Origin of the sequence: Prauserella sp. PE36 (genome assembly GCF_003311655.1) — a bacterium.
Classification (GTDB): Bacteria; Actinomycetota; Actinomycetes; order Mycobacteriales; family Pseudonocardiaceae; genus Prauserella_A; species Prauserella_A endophytica.
Genome location: NZ_QEQT01000032.1, coordinates 87226 through 103463, shown reverse-complemented (window position 1 = coordinate 103463; position 16238 = coordinate 87226). Strand labels below are relative to the sequence as shown.

General features: G+C 68.3%; 16 protein-coding genes and 2 tRNA genes. 5 read left to right on the top strand and 13 right to left on the bottom strand.

Annotated features, from left to right (window positions below):
• Positions 1-8 precede the first annotated feature (8 nt).
• Positions 9-740, bottom strand: coding sequence for a M50 family metallopeptidase (locus DI005_RS02885; RefSeq protein ID WP_112272949.1), 732 nt, complete (start codon positions 738-740; stop codon positions 9-11).
• A gap of 71 nt (positions 741-811) precedes the next feature.
• Positions 812-1747 (bottom strand): DNA-3-methyladenine glycosylase, encoded by a 936-nt coding sequence (locus tag DI005_RS02880; RefSeq protein WP_147263818.1) that lies wholly within the window; start codon positions 1745-1747, stop codon positions 812-814.
• 419 nt (positions 1748-2166) lie between these two features.
• Here DI005_RS02880 and DI005_RS02875 point away from each other — a divergent pair, with 419 nt between their 5' ends.
• The 4 genes from DI005_RS02875 to DI005_RS02860 all read left to right on the top strand — a co-directional run bounded on the left by DI005_RS02875 (position 2167) and on the right by DI005_RS02860 (position 4750).
• Positions 2167-2973, top strand: a complete 807-nt coding sequence (locus DI005_RS02875) for an rRNA adenine dimethyltransferase family protein (RefSeq protein ID WP_113641175.1) — start codon at positions 2167-2169, stop codon at positions 2971-2973.
• A 40-nt stretch (positions 2974-3013) separates the two neighbouring features.
• Positions 3014-3958, top strand: a complete 945-nt coding sequence (locus tag DI005_RS02870; protein WP_113641174.1) for a S1C family serine protease — start codon at positions 3014-3016, stop codon at positions 3956-3958.
• A 36-nt stretch (positions 3959-3994) separates the two neighbouring features.
• Positions 3995-4600, top strand: a complete 606-nt coding sequence (gene orn, locus DI005_RS02865; protein ID WP_112272957.1) for an oligoribonuclease — start codon at positions 3995-3997, stop codon at positions 4598-4600.
• A gap of 74 nt (positions 4601-4674) precedes the next feature.
• Positions 4675-4750 (top strand) — tRNA-His (locus tag DI005_RS02860).
• Positions 4751-4806: 56 nt separating this feature from the next.
• Here the strand turns inward: DI005_RS02860 and DI005_RS02855 are convergent.
• Positions 4807-6018: an Ig-like domain-containing protein gene (locus DI005_RS02855; protein WP_113641173.1), complete on the bottom strand. Its 1212-nt coding sequence runs from the start codon at positions 6016-6018 to the stop codon at positions 4807-4809.
• Between the two features lie 202 nt (positions 6019-6220).
• On the opposite strand from DI005_RS02855, the gene DI005_RS02850 reads away from it, so the two are divergent.
• Positions 6221-6293: transfer RNA gene (locus DI005_RS02850), tRNA-Lys, on the top strand.
• A 79-nt stretch (positions 6294-6372) separates the two neighbouring features.
• Here DI005_RS02850 and DI005_RS38855 read toward each other — a convergent pair.
• From DI005_RS38855 to DI005_RS02805, 10 genes are all read right to left on the bottom strand, one after another.
• Positions 6373-6711 carry a tyrosine-type recombinase/integrase gene (locus DI005_RS38855; protein WP_233519971.1) on the bottom strand — a complete coding sequence of 113 codons (339 nt, stop codon included), beginning with the start codon at positions 6709-6711 and terminating at the stop codon, positions 6373-6375.
• 319 nt (positions 6712-7030) lie between these two features.
• Positions 7031-7480, bottom strand: coding sequence for a Zn-ribbon domain-containing OB-fold protein (locus DI005_RS02840; RefSeq protein ID WP_112272961.1), 450 nt, complete (start codon positions 7478-7480; stop codon positions 7031-7033).
• Positions 7481-7491: 11 nt separating this feature from the next.
• Positions 7492-8667, bottom strand: a complete 1176-nt coding sequence (locus DI005_RS02835; RefSeq protein WP_199542467.1) for a hypothetical protein — start codon at positions 8665-8667, stop codon at positions 7492-7494.
• Positions 8668-8723: 56 nt separating this feature from the next.
• A complete protein-coding gene (locus DI005_RS02830) occupies positions 8724-9542 on the bottom strand; it encodes an SDR family oxidoreductase (protein WP_199542464.1) in 819 nt (272 codons plus the stop codon).
• Positions 9543-9553: 11 nt separating this feature from the next.
• Positions 9554-10342 carry an enoyl-CoA hydratase/isomerase family protein gene (locus DI005_RS02825; protein WP_112272965.1) on the bottom strand — a complete coding sequence of 263 codons (789 nt, stop codon included), beginning with the start codon at positions 10340-10342 and terminating at the stop codon, positions 9554-9556.
• Positions 10343-10381: 39 nt separating this feature from the next.
• Positions 10382-10513: a hypothetical protein gene (locus DI005_RS39420; protein WP_255565654.1), complete on the bottom strand. Its 132-nt coding sequence runs from the start codon at positions 10511-10513 to the stop codon at positions 10382-10384.
• Positions 10514-10517: 4 nt separating this feature from the next.
• Positions 10518-11489, bottom strand: a complete 972-nt coding sequence (locus tag DI005_RS38460; RefSeq protein WP_255565657.1) for a MaoC family dehydratase N-terminal domain-containing protein — start codon at positions 11487-11489, stop codon at positions 10518-10520.
• Between the two features lie 59 nt (positions 11490-11548).
• Positions 11549-13081: a class I adenylate-forming enzyme family protein gene (locus DI005_RS02815; protein ID WP_113641171.1), complete on the bottom strand. Its 1533-nt coding sequence runs from the start codon at positions 13079-13081 to the stop codon at positions 11549-11551.
• A 42-nt stretch (positions 13082-13123) separates the two neighbouring features.
• A complete protein-coding gene (locus tag DI005_RS02810) occupies positions 13124-14290 on the bottom strand; it encodes an acyl-CoA dehydrogenase family protein (RefSeq protein WP_113641170.1) in 1167 nt (388 codons plus the stop codon).
• Positions 14287-15987, bottom strand: a complete 1701-nt coding sequence (locus DI005_RS02805; protein WP_113641224.1) for a class I adenylate-forming enzyme family protein — start codon at positions 15985-15987, stop codon at positions 14287-14289. The genes DI005_RS02810 and DI005_RS02805 overlap by 4 nt, the downstream gene beginning before the upstream one ends.
• Positions 15988-16238 lie beyond the last annotated feature (251 nt).

Here is a 16238-nt window from a genome sequence, read left to right as displayed (position 1 = left end):
GACCGGGTTCACAGCGGCGCCGGCACGGCGGGCTCCACCAGCAGCATTCCGCCGACGACGAGACAGGTGAGTGTCAGGACCCCGAGGACGAGCAGCCAGATCGCGGCGGGCAGCCCGGTGAGGCGCGCGAGCTGGTCGGCGTCCGAGTCCCGCGCGGCACCCCGGCGGCGTTTGGCCTGCAGTTCGAACACCGGCCGCACCGACCCGATCAGCAGGAACCATGTCATCACGTAGACGAACGCCGCCTGCACACCCGGCCCGGCGAACCACGCGATCGCGGCGAGCACGGCCGCGGACACGAGCACGGCGAAGACCCCGTAGGCGTTGCGCACCATCACCAGCACGCCCAGCAGCAGCACCGCCGCGATGCCGAGCACCGCGCTCAGGTTCTCGCCCGACACCAGCCCCGCGAAGGCCAGCCCCAGCAGCGCGGGCGCCGGATAGCCCGCGAGCGTGGTGAGCACCATGCCGGGCCCCTCCGGCTTGCCCCGCGACACCGTGACGCCCGAGGTGTCCGAGTGCAACCGGATGCCCTGCAGGCGTCTGCCGGCCAGCACCGCCACGGCGGCGTGTCCCGCCTCGTGCACGATCGTCATGACGTTGCGCGCGAGCCGCCACGGTGTCCGCAGCAGCACGACGAGCAGCGCCACCACACCCGTGGCGAGGGCGATGGTGCCGGTCGTGGCCGCGTCCAGGTCGAACGCACGCCAGATCTCGCTGTCTTGGACGGCCAACTGCACGCCGGCTAGCTCATCACAACGCCGGTCTGCTCTCCGTTACCCCCTTCCCCGGTGCGTTGCTCCACACCGCGCTATCGTTCCTCGCCCCCGTGCCGGCTCCCGGTGATCGCCGAGGTGCCGACCGACCTGAGCAGGAACGCACCCCAGCTCCGGAACGGCTGCCATCGCTGGGCGATGTCCTCCAGCTCCTCGACCACCCCGGTGCCGTAGACGGCGGCCATCACCGTGTGCAGCCGCAGCTCGTGCCTCGGGAAGACATCGGGATGACCGACTCCGCGCACCACGATCAGCTCCGCCGAGAACGGCCCGACCCCCGCCAGGCCGCGCACCCGCTCCAACGCGTCCTCCACCGGCATCGCCCGCAGACTCCAGGCGTCGAGCAGGCCCTCCCGCGCGGCTCCGGCGATCGCGACGAGCCGCTGCCGTTTCTGCGCCGACAACCCTGGCTGCTCGTCGAGAGCGCACAACTGCTCTGGCGAGGGGAACGACGCTACGGTCCGCCCGCCGACGGCGACGGCGCACCCGAGCCGGGCGGCCAGCCGCTGTTTCAGCAGCGCCGCCTGGGCCACCCGGAGCCGGGCACAGATCACCGCCCAGCACGCCGCCTCGTACGGCGAATGGAAGAGCACCGGCCGCAGGCCCGGATGTCGTTCCCGGAGAGTTCGCATGACCGGATCGGCCGCGACCGCATCGGCGAACCCGGTGCCGTCGACATCGAGCGACAGCATCCGGCGGACCTGCTCGGCGACGGCGGGCACGGCCTCACGGGTGGCCGTGACCTCGACGCTCACGACATCGGGCGCTCGTTGCCGCACGAGGGCGCCCACGTGTTCGCCCGTGCCGTCCAGAGGAAACGCCAGGCGAAGCGTTCCCGGATCGTCCTCTGCGGCACGCCCGGCCGGGGAGCGGTCCGCGGGAAAGGCCGCGCACCGGGTGAGGTCGAAGTCGCCGCATATCTCGAACTCGACGGTGGTCGGGCGGATGGTTCTCCTGGCGGTGGTCAGCATCGTGCACCTCTCGGCAGATCGTCCGAACGTGATGTGCCGACCGTAGAACGACATCGCGACAGCACGGGAGTACCAAGTGCGCCAACGGATCCGTTCGCACCCGGATCACGGTGAGAACGCCACGAACGGAGACCTCACCACGCCGCGGCGAATAATTCGGTTGCACTACCTTGCTACGTTTCTCGCATGGGAACTTTGTGCAACCGCTGCGTGGCGTTCGTCCGGCTTCGGCCGCGCCACGCCTGATCGCAGCGGCTGCGAGTCCACTTCAGGCACCTCCGCGTTCGCCCGGCTGAGCTGACGGGCGAACGCGTCGTGCCCATCTCCTGAGCCCTTTCCGGCCGGCTTCGGTCGCTGCGCCATGACGTCCGCGCGCGCCTCCCTCGGCGCGTTTCCCTCTGTCATGACGGAGTCGCACCATGCCGCAATCCGGCCATTCTCCTGCCCGGAAACCAGTCCCCAACCCGTCCGGTGTCCATTTCCTCGCCTCGCACAGCATCGCCGAAAGCCTGATCAGCTTCTGCTCACCGGGCCCCGCCGATCTGGTGGTGGACTTCGGCGCGGGCTTCGGCGCGATCACCGCACCGCTGGCGAGAACCGGCGCAAGGGTGATCGCCGTCGAACGCGATCCCGCCTTCGCCCGAAAGCTCAGCAAGCGGGTCTCCCAGCACCCCAACGTACGAGTGGTCACGGCCGACGCCCGCAGTTTTCCCTTGCCCCGCAAGGATTTCCTCGTCGTGGCGAACATTCCGTACTCCATCTCGACGGCACTGCTGCGCAGGCTGTTGACACCGAAGGTGACGGCCCTGCGCCGCGCGGCGTTGATCGTGGAATGGGGCTTCGCCAAACGGCTCACCACCTCCGTGCCGAGGACCAAGGAGCTGGCGTGGTGGGCGGGGCGCTTCGACCTCTCACTCGAACGCCGCGTCCCGGCCCGCTGTTTCCGCCCCGCGCCCACTGTGGACTCCGCCCAGCTGAACATCCGGCGCAGGGCAGGACTGGGCCGGAGTGCGGAGCGGGCGCTGTGGGCGCTGCTCGAGGCCGCCTACCGCGCGCCGGCGCGCAGCGTCAGGGCGACCGTCGCCGAACTGACGGGCAGGAAACCACACCGTGCGCTCAAGTCCTGCGGCATCGACCCGGCGGCACCGGCCGGATCGGTGTCACCCCGCCAATGGGCGACGCTGGCGATCGCACTGGACGGCAACTCTCAGCCAAGTGAGCGCTGACCCTCAGCCTGCTCTCACGAACCGGGACCACGCTTGAAACATGACCGAGAACCCCCAGGCTCCGCGGCAACACACCAATCCGCTGTTCACCCACCAAACGGGCCCGCCGCCACAACAGCACGCCCATCCGCCGTTCCGGGAACCGCCGAGAAAACGGACGATCTCCGGCCGCGTCGGCGTGCTCGTGACGTCCGCGGCCGTGGTCGCCGCGCTGGTCGGCGGTGCAGGAGGTGCCGCGTTCGTCACGGCGGCGCACGACGGCGCGGGCAGCTCACCGTCGACGAGCTCGGCTGGGTCGACCACCGGCCAGCAGGTCTCCACCGGCTCGGCGGACGTGAGCGGCGTCGCCGAGAGGGTGCTGCCGAGCGTCGTGCAGATCGAGGCGTCGGTCCCCGGCGGCCAGTCCCTCGGCTCCGGCGTGATCCTCAGCGAGGACGGCCGGATCCTCACCAACGCGCACGTGGTGAGCGACGCGGTCGGAGACGTCACCGTCACGCTGTCGGACGGCACCACCTACCGGGCAAGCGTGCTCGGCGCCGACGAGAAGGCGGACATCGCCGTGCTGCAGGCCAGGGACGCGAGCGGCCTCACCCCGGCCGTCCTTGGCGACTCCGACTCCCTGAAGGTCGGCCAGGAGGTCGTCGCGATCGGCTCCCCCGCCGGCCTGCAGAACACCGTCACGTCGGGCATCGTGAGCGCCGTCGACCGCAAGCTCTCCGACCTCTCCGGACAGGAGCCGCAGTCGCCCTTCGGACGGCAGGCGTTCGACCAGACGTCCGACTCGCCGAGCTACACCGCGATCCAGACCGACGCCTCGATCAACCAAGGCAACTCGGGTGGCCCGCTGGTCGACTCGGCGGGAGAGGTCATCGGCATCAACTCCGCGATGTACTCGCCGTCCGGCTCGGGCAGCGTCGGCATCGGCTTCGCCATCCCCATCAACGACGCGAGAACGATCATCGACAACATCGAGAACGGAGCGTGACAAGCGGTCGGAAGCACGTCACGTTAGTGTGGCCGGGTGACCGACCGTCTTGTCTGGATCGATTGTGAAATGACGGGGCTCGACCTGGCGAAGGACGCCCTCATCGAGATCGCCGTACTCGTGACCGACGCCGAGCTTCGAGTACTCGGCGAGGGCCTCGACCTGGTCATCCACGCCGATGACGAGGCGCTGGCGAACATGCCGGACGTGGTGCGCGACATGCACGCCCGCTCCGGGCTCACCGAGGAGGTGCGCCGCTCGACGGTCACGCTCGAGGAAGCCGAGCGCAAGGTGCTCGACTACGTCCGCGCCCACGTGCCCGACGCCCAGACGGCGCCGCTGGCGGGCAACTCGATCGGCACCGACCGCGGTTTCATCGCCAGGGACATGCCCGAGCTCGACGCCTACCTCCACTACCGCATGGTGGACGTGTCGTCCGTCAAGGAGCTCGTGCGCCGCTGGTACCCGCGGATCTACTACGCCAAGCCGGAGAAGGGCCTCGCCCACCGCGCGCTCGCCGACATCAAGGAGTCCATCGGCGAGCTGGAGTACTACCGCAGGACCGCCTTCGTCGCCCAGCCGGGCCCGAGCACCGAACAGGCCAGGGCCGCCGCCGACGAGGTGCTGCGCGCACGGTCTTGAGCAACCCGGTTCATGGTCGCTGAGGCGACACGCTACGATATTCTAGCCGAGGTGCTCAGCAGGCTCCTCGCATGGTGGGTATAGCTCAGTCGGTAGAGCACCTGGTTGTGGTCCAGGGGGTCGCGGGTTCAAGTCCCGTTACTCACCCCAGAACGAACTGTGGCGGCCGCCCTTCGTGGGGCGGCCGCCACAGTCGTATCCAGGCCCTATTCCTCCGAGCCGGCGATCCACTGCTCCCACGACAGCTGCCAGACGCTCCAGCCGTCGGTCGGCTCGAGGACCTGCTCGCCCGCGTTCTGCACGGTCACGACGTCGCCGGGCTTCGAGGTCTCCATCAGCCACGCGGCGTTCTCCGTGGAGAGGTTGATGCAGCCGTGGCTGGTGTTGGTGTTGCCCTGGTAGCCCACCGACCAGGGCGCCGAGTGGTAGAAGATCCCGCTGTAGGACAGGCGCACCGCGTACTCGACCCACAGCCGGTAGCCCTGGCTGCTGTCGACCGCGACACCGTAGGTGCTGGAGTCCATGGTGTAGCCGTTGTGCTCGCTCATGACGGTGTAGGTGCCGTTCGGTGTCGGGCTCGACGGCTTGCCCATGGAGATCGGCATCGTCCTGACCTCCTGGTCGTTGACGTACACCTTCATGCGGTGGGTCGCACCGTCGGCGATCGCGACCAGTTTGTCCCCGATCGTGAGGTTCGCGGCCTTGTCCTCGGCACCGTAGGTGCCATCACCCAGGTTCCTGCCGTAGATGCCGGCGTCGACAGACACCGTGGTGCCCGGCTGCCAGTACTCCTTCGGCCGCCAGGTGGCCTGGTCGTCGCTGAACCAGTGGAAGGCCCCCTCCGTCTGCGGCTGCGTGGTGATCCGCAACGCCTTCTCGGCCGCCGCCTTGTCGGTGATGTCGTCAGAGAACGTGAAGATCAGCGGCATGCCCACCCCGACCGTCTGGCCGTCCTGGACGTTCATCGAGACGCTGACCGTCTGCGCGGGAGTGACCGTCGTGAACGTCGAGGTGGCGGTGGCGGGCTTGCCGTCCTGGCCCGTCGCCTTGGCCGTGAGCGTGTAGGTCTTGCCGTAACCGAGCGGCTCCGCCGACTGCCACGACGTGCCGTCCGGCGTGAGGCCTCCTTTCACGACCGTGCCGTGGGCGCCGACCAGCGACGCCTCCGTGATCTTGCCGTTGGTGGCGTTCGCGGTGATCGGTTGTCCCGGCTCCACGTTCTGCGCACCCTCGGCGATCGACAGGCTGAGCGAGACGGGCTCGGGAGGTGCGGTGGTCTGCGAGGTGTCCGAGCCCTGATCTGTGGAGCGCTCGTCGCTCGCGGCAGACGTGCAGCCCGCGAGCAGCGCACCCGCCAGCGCCACGATCGATACCAGCCGAACCCCCGGAAACGGGCCGCGCACACCCCGACGTTTCATCGGCGACCATCACTTTCGTGTCCTTATTACCCCAGTTGTGGGCCCCAGTCTGCCCCATTCGTCGCACAGCGTGTGCGGCTGTTGCCAAGTCGTGCTCAGTCGTGTTGGCAGGGGTGCTCGACAGGGGCAAGGAGGCGCCGTGCTACTGTTTCTCTCGTCGCTGAGGGGGAACCACGAACGCGGGTTCCAGACCGCACGACGCGCGCCATTAGCTCAATTGGCAGAGCAGCTGACTCTTAATCAGCGGGTTCGGGGTTCGAGTCCCTGATGGCGCACTTCCACCCCAGGTCAGAGCACCTGGGGTTTCTGCTTTCAAGATCGCGGTCAACCAGAACCCAACCTTTTCGTTGCTGACTACGTATCTAGTCCCTCTTGCAGCGCGTCGGCTGTCGCTGGGTTCGCGACTTTGCGCCCGACGTACACGTCTTGGGTCAGCGACGGCCGGGCGTGCCCGAGCTGATCGGCAATTTGTCGAGGTGTGAAGCGGGCCTCATCCAGGATGGTCGCGCACGTCTTGCGGAAGACATGTGAGGTCACCCAGGCGAAGCCGTCCGTGCCTCGAGCTGTGCGCAGGTCCCGCCGGGTGTTGCTCGGATCACGCCACCACCGAGCGCGTCTGGAAACACTGGGGACGACGCTACCCGGACGCAGGTCCCGATCCAGCAAGGCAAGACGCCGACGACGACGCAGCATGTCGACCGCGAACGGCGGCAGCGGCAACGTCCCTCTCACCGCTGTCGGACTTCGGGGGCATACGCCGCAGGCCCTCGCCTCGCACCCGGATGAGGGTCCACTCGATGTCGACCGTCGCGGCATCCAGGTCGACCTCAGGAACTGCGCTGGATGCATGGCAATGCTCAGGTAAGCGCAGTCGGAGACCCGACGGTAAGAAGCTCACGATCGACGGTATCGGTCACTATCCGATGTTCGAGGACCCCGAACGGATCTGCGTGATCATCGTCGACTTCCTGAGGCACGTCGGAGAGCGTTCCGGATAGCCCGTGCGGTGGTCCTACTGGCCCTCCACTCTCGACCAAGCCGCGGAGACGCCATGCTCAGCCCAGTCGTCGACGACAAGCCGGGCGTTGGCGCCGATCTCCAGCTCGTCGAGTTCTCCGACCCAGCGGCCCGCGATCCGGATGCCCGGCTCGACATCGACCAGCGCTGTCGCGGCCGGCAGGTGGTCGACGTAGCTCGGGTGGAAGGCGCGGTAGGCGATCGAGAAGCTCGCGATCGTCCCCGCTCCCGGTGCCTGGATCCAGCTGAAGTCCTCCGACTGGCAGTGGCGGCAGAACGGCCGGGGAGGCCACTGCTTGGTCCTGCAGCTCATGCACTGCCGGACGAGGAGCTCGCCGTGCGCCAGGGCCCGCAGATGGGGCGCGAAGAGCGGATCCTCGCCGTTCAGCGGCAACGGGAGGCCAGCGGCCTCCTGTTCGATCGTGGAGGCCGGAATCCGGTTCATACTTCTACCTCTCAGTTGTGCAGCACGAGTGCCGAACCGTCACCGAAATCGCCGTAGCCGGTGACGAGGCCGAGTTCCGCACCGGCGACCTGCCGTTCACCGGCCTCCCCACGCAGCTGCCACACCGCCTCGACAACGTGGTTGATCCCCAGGACGTGCGCCTCCGACATCAGCCCACCGTGGGTGTTCACCGGGAGTTCGCCTCCGAGGGCGATGCGACCGTCCTTCACGAAGTCGGGGGACTCGCCTCGATCACAAAAACCCATCTCCTCGAGCTGGCGGAGCACGATGAAGCTGAAGCAGTCATAGAGTTCGGCGAAGTCGAAGTCCTCAGGCCGGACGCCGGCCATCTCGAACGCACGGGGGGCCGCGCGACCGATTCCCATGTCAAGCAGGTCGGGTCGGTTGAGCAGGTCGTCGGGTGAGTCCGCGTGTCCCTCGGCACCACCGGCGATGTAGATCGGGCTGCGGCTGGACTCCGCCGAAACCGCCGACGAGACGAGCACGGCAGCGGCGCCATCGGTCTCCAGCGATACGTCGAGCTTCCGGAACGGCTCGACGAGCATCTGACTGGCGTAGTAGTCGTCTCGCGTCATCGGGCGGTCCCGCATGTACGCCTTCGGGTTGAGGTGCGCGTGGGCCCGCGCGGTGAGGGCCACGGTCGCCATCGCATCCCGGTCGATGTGGTAGTCGTGGATCCATCGGTTGGCGTGGAAGCTGTACCACTGCATGGGCGCCAGCAGACCGAGCGGTGCTTCCAGGTTCTCTCGTAACGCCTTGCCCGGGACGTTCACGACCGTCGGCCGGTCGGAGAGCTGGCTGAGTCGGCTCGGACCGCTGAACGCGTTCCATCCCGCCACGACGATGACCCGGCTCGCGACGCCGGTCGCCACTGCCATCGCGGCGTTGAAGACAGCGGCAGTTGGCGAGGCGCCACCGATGTGGACGTGCGCGTGGTACTTCAGGTCTCTGATGCCGAGAGCGTTGATGAAGTCCTCGTTGCTGGGTTGGTCTCGCCAGCCCATGACGACACCGTCGACGCCGGCGGGGTCGATCTCGGCGTCCCGGCACGCGGCGATCGCCGCGCCGAGGCACTGCTCGGTCTCGGTGCGGTCTGTGCCGCGCGTGTACGCGGTGTTGCCCACGCCGATGATCGCGGCTTTGCCACTGATGTTGATCGTGTCCATCCCTGCTCTTCTCCGAACGTGCGCATGCTCCCGGGGCCGGTGTGTGGGGGCAGCGCTCACTCGAGGAGGATGTCCGCGCTGAGGCGGGCTGCCGGCGTGATGGCATACCGGTCGAAGTCGGTGATGCCTTCTTGGCGCAGGAAGTCCTCGTCGATGAGCGTGTGCCCGCTGAACTCGCCGCTCGGCTTGGCGAGTATGCGCGCCGCAGCCTCGGCCATGATGTCCGGGTGCCGGCCCGTAGCGAAGTCCTCGGGGTAGTGGACCCGGACCGCATCGGTCGAGATCATCGTGCGCGGCCACAACGTGTTCGAGGCCAAGCCTTGGTCTTTGAACTCGGCCGCCACGCCCAGCGCGCACTGGGTCATGCCGTACTTCGACAGCGCGTAGGCGAGATAGCGGCCCAGCCACACGCCGGTCGTCGGCAGCGGGGGCGACAATGTCAGGACGTGCGGGTTGTCCCCCTGCAGCAGATGCGGCAGTGCGTGGAACAGCACGCTGTAGGTCCCCCGGGTGTTGACGTCCATCAGGAGGTCGTAGCGCCGCAGCGGCGTGTCGAGCAGTCCCGTGGGGCTGATCGCACTGGCGTTGTTGATGACGATGTCCAGGCGTCCGAACTCGGCGACCGCGGCGGCGACAGCTTTTCTCACCCCCTCGTCGTCGCGGATGTCCAGCCGCAGCGGCAAGGCTTCGCCGCCTGCCGCGCGAATCTCCCGGGCAACCGTGTAGATCGTCCCCGGCAAGGCGTCCGAGTCCTCGACCGTCTTGGCGGCCACCACGATGTTGGCGCCCTCCGAGGCCAGGCGAACGGCCATGGCGCGGCCGATTCCCCGACTGCCGCCGGTCAGGAAGACCGTCTTGTTCGCAAAAGCTCCCACTTCTCCGCCTTTCATCGCCCCACGAACACCGGTGTGCGCTTGTCCATGAAGGCGGCAACACCTTCACGGAAGTCCATCGTCTCGGCGCTCCTCACGAAGCTCGACGTCTCGGCCCGCAACTGGGCTGCGAAGGTGCTGGACACCGCGCCGTGGACGAGATTCCTCACCTCTCGCACCACGAGCGGCGACGTCACCACCAAGGACGAGACGAGGGAGGACAGCTCCGCGTCGAAGTCCGCGGCCGGGACGTGCCGGTTGATCAGTCCTATCGCGACCGCTTCCTCCGCGCCGATCCCGTCGCTGCGAAGCATCAGGTCCAGCGCTCGACGAGGTCCGACCAGGTGGGTGAGGGAGTGGGTGATTCCACCATCGGCGGTGGCGCCGAGCTTGCGGTAGGCGGTGGCGAAGCGGGCGCCCGACTCGGCCACGACGAAGTCGCACGCCAACGCGAGAGAAAGGCCTCCACCGGCGGCGACCCCGTGGACTGCGGCCACCGTGGACGCGGACAGGCCGCGCAGCGTGAGGAGGAACTCGTGGAAGTCGGGGATCACGTCCAGCATATAGGTGGCGATGTCATCCATATGGTCGCTGAACATCGTGACATCTCCGCCCGCGCTGAAGCAGGAGCCGCGGCCCCTGATCACGACGGCCCGGAGGTCCCGCTTGGCGGCCAGCCGGTAGCCGGTGGCGCGGAGGTCCTTGGCCACGGCCTTGTTGATCGTGTTCAAGGCATCCGGGCGGGCCAGCCAGACGGTGGCCACGCCTTCGTGCTCCTCGACTTCGATCGTGCTCTCGGACATCGGACAACACTCCTTGTCGGTCATCACTGTTCCGCATCTTCACCGGGCGAACCGCGGTGGACGCTTCTCGGCCGTGATGGCACGGAACGAGTTGCGCCGTTCCGGGCGATCAACGGTGATGATCGCGGTCGCATCCGCCACCTCGTACCCGATGTCCTCGAAGACAAGCATGTACTTACCTTTCGTTGCTGTCGGGGTACCGCGCTGCCGCACCGATCTGAAGATCGCACCGCGCTGATGCGGCGAGGCGATCGCCGCTCCTCACGACGATCTCCAGACCGACGACTACATCTGAGGACCCTCCGGCCTCGACCTCGACGACACGGCCCGACGCATGCAGCTCCGCGCCCGCGAACGCGGGACTGTGGAACCGCACCTCCCGGCGGACGACCCGGCTCAGTGGACCCGCCCAATCGGTGCCCGCCCGATCGATGAAGCCGTGGATGAACATGGTGTTGATGAACGGCTGTGGCGCACCGCTGGCTCGCGCGTAGTCGGCGTCGTAGTGAGCCGGCAGGAAGTCGCGCGTCGCGGCGACGCACTGCACACAGGTCTCCAAAGTCACGTCCAGCTTGATGCCCGGGATCAGCCCACCGACGCGCGGGCGCCGGGGGTCGGCGACCACCGCGGGCGTGTCCTCCGGCGCCGGAGCGGGCGTCCGGTGGGCAGACCCCTCTCCTGTCGAGTCCACGGTGTAGCGGAGCATCGTGTTGACGTGGGTGGCCACGGGGGTGCCGTCGGGGAGGCGATACGTCGCCTCGGTGGTGATGAAATGCCCCGGACCGAGGGCCGTGCGGCGCTCGGGACTCACCGCCTTCACGGTCTCCTCGACCGTCAACCGGTCGCCCACCCGGATCAGCGGCCCGAAGCACGTTCGCGACGATGCGTTGACGACGCGATCGCCGGGTAGGGGAACCAGAGGCGCCAGCATCGGCGGGTAGGTGGCGACGTGATCGGGTACCCAAGCGAGGGGCCAGGACCAGACCATCAACATCCCCGGTGGGCTCAGGACGTCCCCCCAGGTGTCCGACGCCCATTGTTCGTCCCAGTACGAGGGGTTTCCGTCGCGCACCAGGGCGGCGTAGGCCTTCACCTGCGCGTGATTGACCGGATCTGAGCACGGGCGGACAGGCGTGGAGCGCCCCACCCACCGGAGGCCCTCCGCGTACGTCCCGAACGCCAGGTGAGAGCGCGAGTCCCCGTGGTTCACCGCGCGGCACCCTTCGCCAGCGCCATCTCGCGGAGACGGAACTTCTGTACCTTCCCCGAAGCCGTCCGCGGCAGCTCCTCGACCACCCTGAGGTGCTTCGGGGTCTTGTACGACGCGAGCCGGTCCCTGCTGAACGCCTGCAGCTCGCCGAGAGAGAGGTCACGGCCCGGCTCAAGGACGACGACGGCACACACCGCTTCGGTGTACTGGGCATCAGGGACGCCGATCACCGCGATCTCGCGGACCGCCTCGTGGCCGGCGAGGACATCCTCGAGTTCGGCCGGATAGATGTTCTCGCCCCCGCTGCGGATCATGTCCTTCACCCGCCCGACGACCTCCAGCAGTCCGTGCTCGTCGAACGCCCCGAGATCGCCCGTCCTGCACCAGCCGTCCACGAAGGTGTCCGCGCTCTCCTTCGGCTTCCGCCAGTAGCCCGAGGCGCGTGCCGGGCTGCGGGTCCAGATCTCGCCCGGTCCGGTGGTCTGAGGGACCCCATCGGCGTCCCGGAGGGAGACCTCGGCCATGGGGAGGGGGCGCCCCACCGCCCGCGGGTTGAGCGCCAGTTCGTCCGGCGCCGCGGCCGTCACGATCGGCGTCCCCTCGGTCAGGCCGTAGATCTGCCAGAGCTCGAGCTGAGGCACCCGACGTCGCAGTTCCTCAACGGCCCAGCCCTGAAGCGGCTCCCCTCCGGTGAACAGGCGCCCCACACCCTCCAACCCCGTCAAGGCGTCCGGGCGGGCGAGCAGCTCGTAGATCATGAAGGGGAACATGAGCACGTCGGTGGCGCCAACGGAAACCACCCTCTCGACCGCACGGTCGACGGTGAAGCCACCGCTCTCCAGTGCGACCGCGTGTCCACCCATGAGGACGGCCGGAAGGCAGAGGTCCTCGAGCGCGCCGACGTGGTACATGGGTCCGGTCACCAGCGACACGGTCTCCGCACCGAAGCCCCAGCGGGCCGCCTGCATGAGCGCGAAGGCCATCGTGCCCCCATGTGTCCACACGGCGCCCTTCGGACGGCCCGTCGTCCCGGAGGTGTACATGATCATCGCCGCTTCGTCGGCAGCACGCTGCACCGGCGGCTCGGCCGGGTCGGCATCGCTCAGCAGGGACCAGGGCACGGTGGGACCGCTGACCGTCGCTGATGTCCCCCGGACCACGAGCTTGACGTCGCCGGCCGCTGCTCGCGCCCGGGGAGCGAGCTCTGCGTCGGCGAGCACGATCGCACAACCGGAGTCGATCAGCGCGTACCGGATCTCGTCGACCGTGAGCCGAAAGTTGAGTCTGACGGCGATCGCTCCCATCGAGGTGATCGCAAGGTAGCTGGTCCAGTAGTCCACGCTGTTCTTCATCAGGATTCCGACGCGGTCCCCGGAGCGCGCCCCCAGTTCACGCAGCCCCGTGGACACCCGTCGCGCTGCCATGGCGAGCGCGTGGTGGGTCGCGGTGTCGGGCCCCACCGACACCGCCGGCCGATCGCGCCGAGCAGGATCGAGCTCTCCCACCCGGACGAGATGTCCGAGGTCCATATGGTCTCCTTGTCAACTAGCGCTAGATGTGCCGCGCGGCGCTCACGCCGAGCGGAGCGACTCGCGGGCGATGATGATCTTCATGATTTCGGTGGTGCCGCCGCCGATCTCGTGAAGCTTGGCGTCGTGCAGGAACCGGGTCGCCGGATGGTCGTCGACGTACGCCGCGCCGCCCAGGATCTGGATGGTGTCGAGAGCCGACTGCACGGCGAGCTCCGTGGCGTGCAGCTTGGCGACCGCCGCCTGGTGCGTGACCTTCTCGCCGCGGTCGATGCGATCCAGCAGGGAGTACACCAGCGTGCGGCCGAGCTCGATTCCCGCCGACATGGTGGCGATCTTGTCCTGGATGAGCTGGTAGCCCGCGATCGCCTGACCGAACACCACTCGCTCTCGCGCGTACCGGACCGAGAGTTCGAGGCAGGCCTGGGCGAGCCCGAGCGCCGAAGCCCCGATGAGAACGCGCTCGTTGTCGAGCGAGTCGACGAGATACCGGAACCCCTCTTCCGGCTCACCGAGGACGTGCGTGTCGTCGAGGGTGACCGAGCTGGCCGTGACCTCCCCCGTCGGCGAACTTTTCCACCCCGCCTTTCGGAACGCGGGACCCTGCACCAGACCGGGCATGCCCCGTTCGAGGATGAACCACGTGCCTCCGTGCAGCTGCCGGTTCTCGCCGCTGGTGCGGGCTATGAGGACGATGAAGTCCGCGATCGGCGCATTGGTGATGAATGTCTTCGCCGCGTCCAGGACCCACCCGCTGCCGGTCCGCCGGGCCCGGCTCCTTGGCGACAAGGCGTCCGATCCGCCAGTCGGCTCCGTGATCGCCATCGCGCCGATCTTGTCGCCCCGAAGCACGGGTTCCAGGTACGTGCGCTTTTGCTCATCAGTGCCGAGACGGTCGATGCACCGTGCGAAGAGGGCCACGTCGGCGAACATCGAGATGTCCAGCCCGGCATTGACCCTGGCCGCCTCCTCGCTCACGATGGCGCGGGTCCTCAGCCGGCCGCCGCCTCCACCGTGCGCCTCGGGGAAGTTGGGCCCCAGCAGGTCGAGCTGGCCCATCTCCGCGAACAACGGCCGGATCAGTTCCGAAGGGTCCCGCTCGAGCTGGGGTACCAGGGGCGCCACCTTGTCGGCGAAGAAGTCCCTGGCGAGGTCGCGCAGGGCGCTCTCCTCCACCGTCAGGCCGCGGCTGTCGATCTTCCGGGTCACGTCGCGCTCGATTCACGTGAGGTCTTGATCTGCTCGACGATGAGGTGCCGCTGCACCTTCCCCGTGGTCGTCTGGGGCAGCTGCTCGACTGTGACGATCTCCACCTGTTTGGGAACCTTGAAACGCGCCAGCTTCTCGCGGCACGCCTCGATGACCGCCGGGACGTCCACGGTCGCTCCGGGCTCCGGGACGATCCAGGCCCAGCCGATCTCGCCCCACCGTTCGTCCGGGACCCCGACGACGAACGCCTGGCTGACGCCGGGTTGCTGGGTGAGCAGCTGCTCGACCTCGCTCGGCATGACCAGCTCACCTCCGGACTTGTAGACCTCCTTCGAACGTCCCACCAGCTCGACGTATCCGTCGTCCCGGATCCTGCCGAGGTCACCCGATGCCAGCCACTCCTCCGTGGGTGCCGCGTCATCGCCGCGGCTCCAGCGTCCGGGCGTGACCGTGGGGCCCCTCCAGCGAAGCTCGCCCACCGCCCCTTCCGGGAGGTCCTCGCCGGTGAGCGGGTCGGTGACCTTGAGGCGCGCCAGCGGCCCGCCGTCGAGGCCGGCGACGCCGCCGTGCTTGATCCGGCCGACGGTGTGGACCACGCGCTCGATCGGGTCCTCCGGCTGGGTCAGCGTCACCGAGCCGGCCAGCTCGGTGGAGCCGTAGGCGGTGACCAGCTCGGTCAACGAGAAGGTCGCGCGTGCCTTGTCCCACAACCATCGGGGAGCAGGCGCAGCGGCGCACATCATGCTCCTCAGGGACGACGAGTCCGTTTCGGCGGCCGCCGGATCGTCGAGGACGGCGACGGCCATGGTGGGCACGCAGATCCAGTCGGACGCACGATGCGTGGAGATCGCCGCCAGCGTGGATTCGACGGTGAACGTCCGTTGCGTGATGAGGGTTCCGCCGACGAACATCGACGCGACCAACCCCTCCGTCCACGCGAAGATGTGGTACAGCGGCAAGGCCGAGGTCATTCGCCGGCCGTCCTCGAACGCCCGGCAATAGGCGGACGCGTAGGCGGCCCGGAGGATGTTGTCGTGCGTGAGCTTGATGCCCTTGGGCTTTCCCGTGGTGCCGGAGGTGTAAAGGATGTCGCTGACGGAGTCCGCTGGCACCTTCCGGGCGGCCACCGCGGGATCAGGCGGGGTCTCGCGACCGAGGGCGGCCACGTCGTCGAGGTTCGGCACTCCCGTCCGTTCCGGATGGTCGACGCCGTGCTGCACCACCTTACGCAGATCCGGCAACGATCTGGGGTTGCCCCCGGTCCAACCGGGAGCGACCTCGTCGAGCATCGCCAGGTGATCGAGGTCCCGAAAACCCGAAGCCGTCACCAGCAGCCGGCAGCCGGAGTCGCGGAGCACGAACGCCAGCTCCTGGGCGCGGTACAGGTAGTTCAGGCTGACGGTCGTCGCACCAACCCTCGAGAGCGCGACCCGCACCGCGACGTGCTGCCGGTCGTTCGGCAGCAGAACGCCTACGTGGTCCCCGGCTCGCACACCGAGAGCCAGGAAACCGGCGGCAAGCTCGCGCGACCGGGCCCGCATCTGGGAGTACGTCAGCGCATCGTCGTCGTCGATGACCACCGCGCGATCGGGATGAGCCTCGGCAGCGTGGTCCACCAGGTCGTGAAGGGACCACGCCGGCCAGGTTCCGAACCGCGACTCCAGCGCCTCGCGGCGCTGTCGGATGAGTGAAGCCATGATGTCCTCCATCGGATGTAGCACGAGATGACGGCTGCCCTCAGTGGCTCGGAGATGTGCTGTCAGCCATCGGTCGCCGGCCCGGTCGCGAGCACCTGGGCCTGTTCGAGCGGAGCAGCCGGTGATCCATCGTGTGAAGGAACCCGCGTGCTTTCCGCCGGGGACCGTGCTGCACACCGTCCTCATCGGACCGGACGGGATCGACTGTGCAGCCTGCATCGGAAGGCTCGTCCACGGCGTGGTGCGCGGCC

Bases quoted from the DNA above. Each gene is read 5' to 3' on its own strand.
- DI005_RS02825 (WP_112272965.1), bottom strand. From the start codon at position 10,342: ATGTCCGAGAGCACGATCGAAGTCGAGGAGCACGAAGGCGTGGCCACC.
- DI005_RS02855 (WP_113641173.1), bottom strand. From the start codon at position 6,018: ATGAAACGTCGGGGTGTGCGCGGCCCGTTTCCGGGGGTTCGGCTGGTA.
- DI005_RS02840 (WP_112272961.1), bottom strand. From the start codon at position 7,480: ATGAACCGGATTCCGGCCTCCACGATCGAACAGGAGGCCGCTGGCCTC.
- DI005_RS02870 (WP_113641174.1), top strand. From the start codon at position 3,014: ATGACCGAGAACCCCCAGGCTCCGCGGCAACACACCAATCCGCTGTTC.
- DI005_RS38855 (WP_233519971.1), bottom strand. From the start codon at position 6,711: ATGCTGCGTCGTCGTCGGCGTCTTGCCTTGCTGGATCGGGACCTGCGT.
- DI005_RS02875 (WP_113641175.1), top strand. From the start codon at position 2,167: ATGCCGCAATCCGGCCATTCTCCTGCCCGGAAACCAGTCCCCAACCCG.
- DI005_RS02880 (WP_147263818.1), bottom strand. From the start codon at position 1,747: ATGCTGACCACCGCCAGGAGAACCATCCGCCCGACCACCGTCGAGTTC.
- DI005_RS39420 (WP_255565654.1), bottom strand. From the start codon at position 10,513: ATGCTTGTCTTCGAGGACATCGGGTACGAGGTGGCGGATGCGACCGCG.
- DI005_RS02805 (WP_113641224.1), bottom strand. From the start codon at position 15,987: ATGGCTTCACTCATCCGACAGCGCCGCGAGGCGCTGGAGTCGCGGTTC.
- DI005_RS02815 (WP_113641171.1), bottom strand. From the start codon at position 13,081: ATGGACCTCGGACATCTCGTCCGGGTGGGAGAGCTCGATCCTGCTCGG.
- DI005_RS02835 (WP_199542467.1), bottom strand. From the start codon at position 8,667: ATGGACACGATCAACATCAGTGGCAAAGCCGCGATCATCGGCGTGGGC.